Raw genomic sequence first — 7501 nt, 5'->3', positions numbered from 1 at the left:
CCCCCCCCCCCCCCCCCCCCCCCCCCCCCCCCCCCCCCCCCCCCCCCCCCCCCCCCCCCCCCCCCCCCCCCCCCCCCCCCCCCCCCCCCGCGGCTGGCAGGGCGGGTGCAGATCTCGTGGGTGGGGATGGGATCTGGTGGCCAGGGCTCTGGGCAGAGCGGGCAACAAGCATCAATGGTGACGACGGGACCTGGCCCCAGCTCAAGCCCTTGGGTCCCCCCAGCCGAGCCCCCAGTCGATCAGCGGTAGCCCGGCCAGGCGGCCGCCGCATCGGGGTCGAGCGGCTGGACGTCCACCACGTGTACCGTCGTCGCGTCGATGCGGAAGCGCACGTCGAGTCCGGCGAAGGGCAGGCCGAAGACCCGGCCGGGATCATCCATGAATCGCGGACGGGGGTCGTGCGCCAGCACTCCCAGCAGCGCCTCGCGCTTGCCCTCCGGCACCCGCGCCAGCAGCTCGTCGGGGATGTCGACGGCGTACCACGTCTCCGGGTTCTCGCCGATGAAACCGCTGGTGGCTTCGGGATGCACGTCGTAGGGGATGTACGGCTTCACATCCAGCAAGGGGGTGCCGTCCACCAGGTCGGCGCCGCTGACCACCAGGGCCGGGGCATCGTCGCCGTCGGACTCAACACGAACCAGCCGCACGGAGCTGAGGCCGATCGGATTGGGGCGGAAGGGCGAGCGGGTGGCGAAGACGCCCAGCCGGTCATGCCCACCCAGCCGCGGGGGTCGCACGGTGGGGGACCAGTCGCGGCCGCTCGAGATCGACTTGTCGAACTCCCAGAGCAACCACAGATGACTGAAGCCGTCGATGCCGCGCACCGCATCAACGGACCGGAAGGCGGGCTCGAAGACCACCCGGGCCAGCAGCTCGGGCACCAACCCGGACTGCCGTGGCACGCCGAACTTCGACGGGAAGTCCGACCGGATGCGCGCAATCGTGCGGTAGGCAGGTCGTTCTGGCGTCGGTTCGGGCGCCTGGTCGAAGGCCGGGCTGGGCTGCTGGTCCACGCCCACACGCTAGTGCCGTGAGCTGTGCCCAGCTGATCGGGGTCAGGCCACGCCCTACTTGGTCAGCGGATCCTCCCATGGCAGCTGCCCATTCTTGACGGCCTTCACCACCTGCGCATGGTCACGTTCGGTCTGGTCGGCATAGGCACGGGCCCACCGGACGAAAGCATCGCCCGCGCTGGCCTTCTTGCCCAGATAACCCGAGATCACCGACGCACCGGAGGTGCGGGCATGGCCCTTGGCCAGCAGGTGGCCGGTGATGCCGGCATAGTCCACCAGCGCCAGCGGGCTCATCGACTCCAGTGGAACGCCACCCTTCATGTTGCGGTACTGGCGCACGTAGTACTGGTGCTCGCCGGCGGTGGTCCAGCCCAGCAGCGGATCACTGACGGTCTGCAGCTGCTGCTGGTACTCCACGACGCGCTGCCCCTGATGGGAGTGCCACGCCCGCTCGCCGTGCACATAGGGGGCCAGGACGGAACGCTGCGCCTGCTTGAGCTGCAGGAAGAGCACGTCGTCCTCACGGGAACCCACCAGCAGCGCCACCCAGGAGCGCATGCCCACCGAGCCGACACCCACCACCTTGTGCGCGATGTCCACCAGGGAGTAACCGCCCACGATCCGTCGCCACTGCGGAGTCAGCGTGGGCAGGTAGTTGTCCAGCGCCTCGGCCAGCTGCTCGCGGGTGGGATCGTCGGGGTGGGTGACCAGCGGCGGGGAGTCGACGATCTCCGACGCGCTGGTGGCGCCACCGGCCAGCTTGGGCAGCATCCGGTCATCGGTACGCTTGCGGGCGGCCTTGGCGGCGCGCTGGATCTCCTCGCGCAGGCTCTCCTCCGTGGACGTCTCGTGCAGGCCCGTGATGTCCAGGTGGTTGAAGGCGCGCCACAGCAGCGGCTGCTTGGACAGGAAGCTGACCTCGTCGCGATAGGAGATGACGCAGTTGCGCACCGCCGCCTGGCAGTCGGTCTCACTGGCGCCGTTGACCCGTCCCAGCACCCAGATGCTGGCGGTCAGCCGCCGCAGGTCCCACTCCCACGCGCCGGTGTGCGCCTCGTCGAAGTCATTGAGGTCGATCACCTGGTTGCCCTCGGGAGACCGGTAGAAGCCGATGTTGCCGATGTGGGCGTCGCCGCAGGCCGTGGTGAAGATGCCCGTCGACGGCAGATTGGCCACGTCGTGAGCCATCATGTGGGCACTGCCCCGCAGCAGTCCGAAGGGAGAGGCCGCCATCCGGCCCACGCGCAGGCCGAAGAGCCATGGAAGGCGACCCTCGTGAGTGCTCTTGATCAGGTCGACGATGTCCGGCCGGTCAGCAGTGGGCTTCCAGATGCCGAGGCTCTCGTGTGGGGTCTGCTGGCGCAGTGCCTTGCCCTGCTTCACGCGTTCCGAACGATTCGTCGCTGGAGCCCGGAAGGTCGAGAAGATGTCGCCCTTGTCTTGTCCTTGGACGGTCTGAGCGCTCATGGTTCCTTCCGATTGGGGGATGCCGCCGATCGTAGTCGGCGGGTCCGACACTCGACGAGCGTGGGGGTGTCGGGTGGCCAGACAGGCCGGGGACACCGCGACGCCAGGCAGGGTGGGGGTCTGTTCGCGTCGGGTCGAGGACGTTAGGCTCGCCGCATGGCACAGCTGCTGTTGACCCTGATCGGCGACGACCGCGAGGGGCTGGTCTCGGCCCTCAGCTCCCTCGTCGCACAGCACGACGGAAACTGGCGGGAGAGCCAGATGGCGCGGCTGGGCGGCAAGTTCGCCGGCATCGCGCTGGTGGAATTCCCCGACGAGCGGGTGGACGAGTTCACCACCGCCGCGGGCCAGGTGGATGGCCTGGCGGTGACCGTGACCGCTGCCGACACGCGCGATCCCGAGAAGGGAACGCCGGTGACGCTCCAGCTGGTGGGCAATGACCGCCCCGGCATCGTCAGCGAGATCACCACCGCCCTGGCGGCCCAGGGCGTCACCATCGATGAGATGGAGACCGCCACCCGGCCCGCCCCCATGGCCGACACCACCCTGTTCGAGGCCCGGGCACAGTTGAGACTGCCCGAGGGGCTGGAGCTGACCCAGCTGCGCGAAGCGCTGGAGTCGATTGCGGCCGAGCTGATGGTGGATCTCGAATTCGACGGCTCGGACCCCGACGCCCAGGCCTGACGCGTCCGCCCGGCGCTCAGCTCCGGTCCTCAGCTCTGCCCCTGCCAAGCTGCCTCGAGCAGCGCGCTGACCGTTTCCCGGGTGATCTCGACGGGGTTCGACGGCGGTGCCACGGCCAGCACCCGATCGGCCGCCTCCGCCAGCCCGTCGTGGGGCATTCCCAGCGCCTGCAGGGAACGGGGCGCATCGGTGGCGTCGTACAGGCGGGCCATCGCCTCCGTCGCAGAGCTCACCGGGCCCCGGCCAGCCTGTCCGGCGCTGCGCGGCGACATGGCCTCTGCCAGGCGCCCGGCCAGGTCCGGCACCGCCGGGGCGTTCAGCGCCAGCACATGGGGCAGCACCACGGCGTGGGTCTGGGCGTGTGGGAGGTTGAAGGTGCCGCCCAGCACGTGACAGATCTTGTGGTGCAGCCCGGAGCCCGCCGTCGCGAAGGAGACCGCAGCCAGGTAGGCACCGTAGAGACACTGGCCACGGGCGTCGAGGTTGCCCGGTTCGTCGACGATTCGGGGCAGCGCTCCCGACAGGGCTCGGGCCCCCTCCAGCGCGAGGGCCTGGGCGATCGGGTCGGTGGCCGGCGCCCACAGCGAGTCGACGCAGTGCGCCAGGGCGTTGAGACCGGAGGCGACGGACAGCTCCACCGGCAGCGTGGCCGAGAGTTCCGCGTCGTAGATGACGGTGTGGGGCAGCACCCGGTCGTCGAGGCCCGTGGTCTTGGTGCGGTCCTGGGTGAGGCCCCACATCCGGGTGGCCTCGGAGCCGGCATAGGTGGTGGGCACGGCGACGATCGGCAGCCCACTGGTGAGGGCGATCGCCTTGGCCAGTCCGATCGCCGAGCCCCCGCCGATGCACACGACGACGTCGGCGCCGGATCCCGTGGCGGCAGCGCGCGCCCGCTCGGCCACCTCCACGGGAACGTGCTGCACCACCTCGTCCCAGCGCAGCGCGACGTCGAGCCCCGCAGTGAGGCGCTCGACGGCGGCCTGGTCACGGGGGGAGGCGATGACCATCGGCCGGCCACGTCCCAACTCCGTGAGTGCTTCGGCCAGGCGGTGGGCTGCATGACCGGTGTCCAGCACGACGGTCTGCGGCAGGGTGCGATGCGCGAAGGTGGTCATCGGTGGGCTCCTCGTCGGCGGGCTGGGCGGTGGGCAGGTTCAGACCAGCAGCTGCTGGGCCGGGTGGATCGAGTAGTCGGCCATGTGGTCGAAGACGCCGCGCAGTTCCACGCGGGATGGATCGTGGTAGTAGCCGCGCTGGGCTGCCGGGAAGTCGGCCCACTCTCCGTCGAAGTCGAAGGCCCAGGTGAACATGTCGCGCGGCCGATCGGCGACGGCGAACAGGCATCGGAAACCGTGGCGCTCCCGCACGGGGACGATCCTGCGCCAGACATCCAAGAAGTCGTCCCACCCGTTCACGATGGAGTAGCGCCGCATGATGGCGATGCGCTCCCGGCCGGCCTGCCCGGCGATCGACTCTGGTGTGGCGGGCGTTGGGAAGTATTCGACGTCGACGGGCCGGACCAGGTGATTGCGGAAGACGTGCGGAGCCTTCAACTCGTCCAATTCCTGCTGGCGAGGATCCGCGGCGCAAGCCTCTTCCGCTGCCGCGGAGTCCGTCGCGTGGGAGTAGAGCCAGGTGAGTTTGGGTTCCGCGTCCGTTTCCACGAAGGCTCGGTGCGTCGTGAACCCGTGGTCGCGTCTGATCTCCACTTCACGACGCCACAAGGGCAGGTACTGCTCCAGATGGCGCGGCTTGATGGTGAACCGGTGGAGCGTGAAGTGGTCGGTCCCAGGCATGGCTTCCTCAGCGACGTCGGCTGCGACGAGCCGCCAGCACCGCCAGGGAGCGCAGCCCGTAACGCTCGGCGGCGGCGTCGTGCAGGTCCACCACTTCACGCTCGACGCGTCGGGTGAAGGCGCCGATCCCCTCACCGGGGCGCGGCTCCAGGGGGCGACCGATCAGCACGTGCACCTTGCGACGGGGCCAGCGGGGCAGGCGGTTGTTGGCGGGCCAGGCGTCGGCACAGCCGACGAGCGCCACCGGGATGCACGGCACCTTGGCGCTGGCGCAGAGTCGGCCCACACCAGGGGTGAAGCTGGCCATGGCGCCCGTGCGGCTGCGGGTGCCCTCCGGGAAGATGAGCAGCGGGACCCCGCTCTTCAGGAGGGCCAACGAGAGCCCCTTGTGGTTGCCCTTGTGGGGGCGTCCTGGGCGGTCGATTGGATAGGCATTGAAGAGCAGGACCGGCCCCAGGGCGGTGCGCCAGCTCATGAAGAAGTGGTCGGCAGCGGCGCCGGCGGCCAGGTTCGTCGTGAGGTGGTCCGGCAGTGCGGCGTAGATGAGGGCCGTGTCCAGGTGTGAGGAGTGGTTGGCGACCACCACGAAGGCACCGTCCAGATCCTCCACATTCTCGCTGCCGTGGAGTTCCACGTCTGCCGCGAAGCGCACGGCCGTCGCCAGGACGGTCTTGCGAACCACCCGTCGAAGGGCGGTCAGGGCGGGGTCACGGTAGCGCCTGGGGACCGGAGTGGGGTCTGGGCTGGAGGCTTCGCGTGGCACCATTCGATCCTGCCAGAGGAATGGCCGTGGCGCACCCGTCGGGTGGAGGGAGCTGGGGGTGGGTGCTGCAAGTGAGTGCCGCCCATGGATTGCTCACCTCCCCTGCGCTCGCGTGGGTTTGGTCAGCTCGCGACGGGTAGAGCGCACGCGGGGTGGTGGAACCCACGCGGCGTGGGGCCTGGGTGTCTGGATCCCACGCGGGGCGGGGAGCACCAAGCACCTCAGGCTGAGCGTCGGGTGCACTCCTGCGTGTCGACGGGAGTGTCCAGGCTCGCTGCCCGGTCCAGCAGGTGATCCGTCGCCGCATCGGTCAGCACATAGCCCGTGTTGGAGTCGGCCAGGGAGCGGGCGAAGACCGTGCCGGCCACCCGTCCGTCGGTGGTGAGCAGCGGGCCGCCGGAGTTGCCCGGCAGTACCACCGACGCCACTGAATAGACCTCGCGTCGAACACCCCGGCCGCCGTAGATGTCGTCACCCTTGGCCTGGACCACACCCCGGATCCTGGCCGGTCTCAGCGTGTAGCCCTGGTCCTGGGGGAAACCGGCGACAACGGCGTCGGCGGACTTGTCGAGGGATGCGGCGCGGGCCAGGGGCGGGGCGGTCAGGCGCGGGACGTCGAGGATGGCCAGGTCCAGATCAGGATCGAAGGCGACCACATTGCCGGGCAGGCGTCGGCCCTTGCCACCCACCTGCACCCAGACCTGCGTCGCACCCGCCACCACGTGCGCATTGGTCACGACGCGATGGCCGGCCACCACCCAGCCCGAGCCTGAACTGCCCTGGCTGCACACCGTCGACGCGGTGGTCACCCGCACGATGCTGGCCCCGGCGCGCGCGACCGCGGCAGTGCGAGCACTGGCCCCGTCTGGATCAGGCACGGACAGGACGGGTTCCTGACTGAGGCCGCTGAAGACCCGGGGGAATGTCACGTCGGCGATGTGGTCGGTGAGCTGGTTGGCGAGTCGACCGGCCGAGTTGGGGGTCAGGGCGTCCATCGCCGGCAGCACCCGCGAATGGTTGACGGCGCTGGCCCAGCGCGGCGGCAGCGAGGGCCGGACGGCGCTGCCCACCAGGGTCACCAGGATGCTGAGCACGAGCATCGACGCGAGTGCTCCGATGCCCGAGTCCACTCTGCGTGCGGTCTCGGTGCGGGTCACCAGCCGCAACCTCACCCCCAGGTTGCCCAGGATGGACTCCCCGAGCACCGCGCAACACAGCACACCTGCGACGACGAGAACGGCTGGCAGGGGTTCCTCCAACCCGCTGGCGAAGGATTCAACGAGACGTGGGCTGCCCCACAGTCCCAGGAGTGCGCCACCCAGCAGGCCGCCGAGCCCGAACAGGCTGATCAGGGCCCCAATGCGCCAGCCGCGCACGGCGTGCACCAGCAGCAGCGCCAGCAGGGCCAGGTCGAGCAGCGCATGGTCGCTCATCGTGCTCCTTCGTCGGGTGGGGAGCCCCATGGTGCCTCGTCAACCTGTGAACCGGAAACCGTCCCGGGCACGGGCCCGCGGTTCGCCGGGGCGGGTGGAGTGGGGTCATTCCCGCTGGACCCTGCCCTGGCCTCCCGCGGGCCCCTGCCCTGGCCTCCCGCGGGCCCCTGCCCTGGCCTCCCGCTGGACCTTCAGCGACGCGTGGGTTGTGGGCGGGCGCGTGGGTTCCAACGCCTCGCGTGTGGTGTACCCGTCGCGGGGAGATCAATCCCGCGCGCCGTGTGATGGGGGCACCAATCCCACGCGGGGTGCAAAATCCCCTGCGCCGTGCGACGTGCGACGTGG

7 protein-coding genes are annotated in these 7501 nt (G+C 70.3%); 1 reads left to right on the top strand and 6 read right to left on the bottom strand.

Annotated features, from left to right (window positions below; genetic code table 11):
* Positions 1-239: 239 nt before the first annotated feature.
* The gene (gene tsaA, locus ACTQ49_RS06825) at positions 240-1013 is read right to left on the bottom strand and encodes a tRNA (N6-threonylcarbamoyladenosine(37)-N6)-methyltransferase TrmO (protein ID WP_441827092.1); all 774 of its coding nucleotides are present in this window, start codon (positions 1011-1013) and stop codon (positions 240-242) included.
* 54 nt (positions 1014-1067) lie between these two features.
* Positions 1068-2480 carry a DUF2252 domain-containing protein gene (locus ACTQ49_RS06820; RefSeq protein WP_441827091.1) on the bottom strand — a complete coding sequence of 471 codons (1413 nt, stop codon included), beginning with the start codon at positions 2478-2480 and terminating at the stop codon, positions 1068-1070.
* Between the two features lie 156 nt (positions 2481-2636).
* On the opposite strand from ACTQ49_RS06820, the gene ACTQ49_RS06815 reads away from it, so the two are divergent.
* Positions 2637-3164 (top strand): glycine cleavage system protein R, encoded by a 528-nt coding sequence (locus ACTQ49_RS06815; protein ID WP_441827090.1) that lies wholly within the window; start codon positions 2637-2639, stop codon positions 3162-3164.
* Between the two features lie 29 nt (positions 3165-3193).
* Here the strand turns inward: ACTQ49_RS06815 and ACTQ49_RS06810 are convergent, their stop codons facing one another.
* The 4 genes from ACTQ49_RS06810 to ACTQ49_RS06795 form a co-directional block, all read right to left on the bottom strand.
* A complete protein-coding gene (locus ACTQ49_RS06810) occupies positions 3194-4279 on the bottom strand; it encodes a maleylacetate reductase (RefSeq protein WP_441827089.1) in 1086 nt (361 codons plus the stop codon).
* Positions 4280-4318: 39 nt separating this feature from the next.
* Positions 4319-4960: a hypothetical protein gene (locus tag ACTQ49_RS06805; protein WP_441827088.1), complete on the bottom strand. Its 642-nt coding sequence runs from the start codon at positions 4958-4960 to the stop codon at positions 4319-4321.
* 7 nt (positions 4961-4967) lie between these two features.
* On the bottom strand, positions 4968-5723 hold the full coding sequence (locus tag ACTQ49_RS06800; RefSeq protein ID WP_441827087.1) for a lysophospholipid acyltransferase family protein: 756 nt from the start codon (positions 5721-5723) through the stop codon (positions 4968-4970).
* A gap of 221 nt (positions 5724-5944) precedes the next feature.
* Positions 5945-7156, bottom strand: a complete 1212-nt coding sequence (locus ACTQ49_RS06795; protein WP_441827086.1) for a MarP family serine protease — start codon at positions 7154-7156, stop codon at positions 5945-5947.
* Positions 7157-7501 lie beyond the last annotated feature (345 nt).

It is taken from the genome of Luteococcus sp. Sow4_B9 (assembly GCF_052116585.1).
Lineage (GTDB): Bacteria > Actinomycetota > Actinomycetes > Propionibacteriales > Propionibacteriaceae > Luteococcus.
This window is presented reverse-complemented; position numbering and strand designations above follow the sequence as displayed.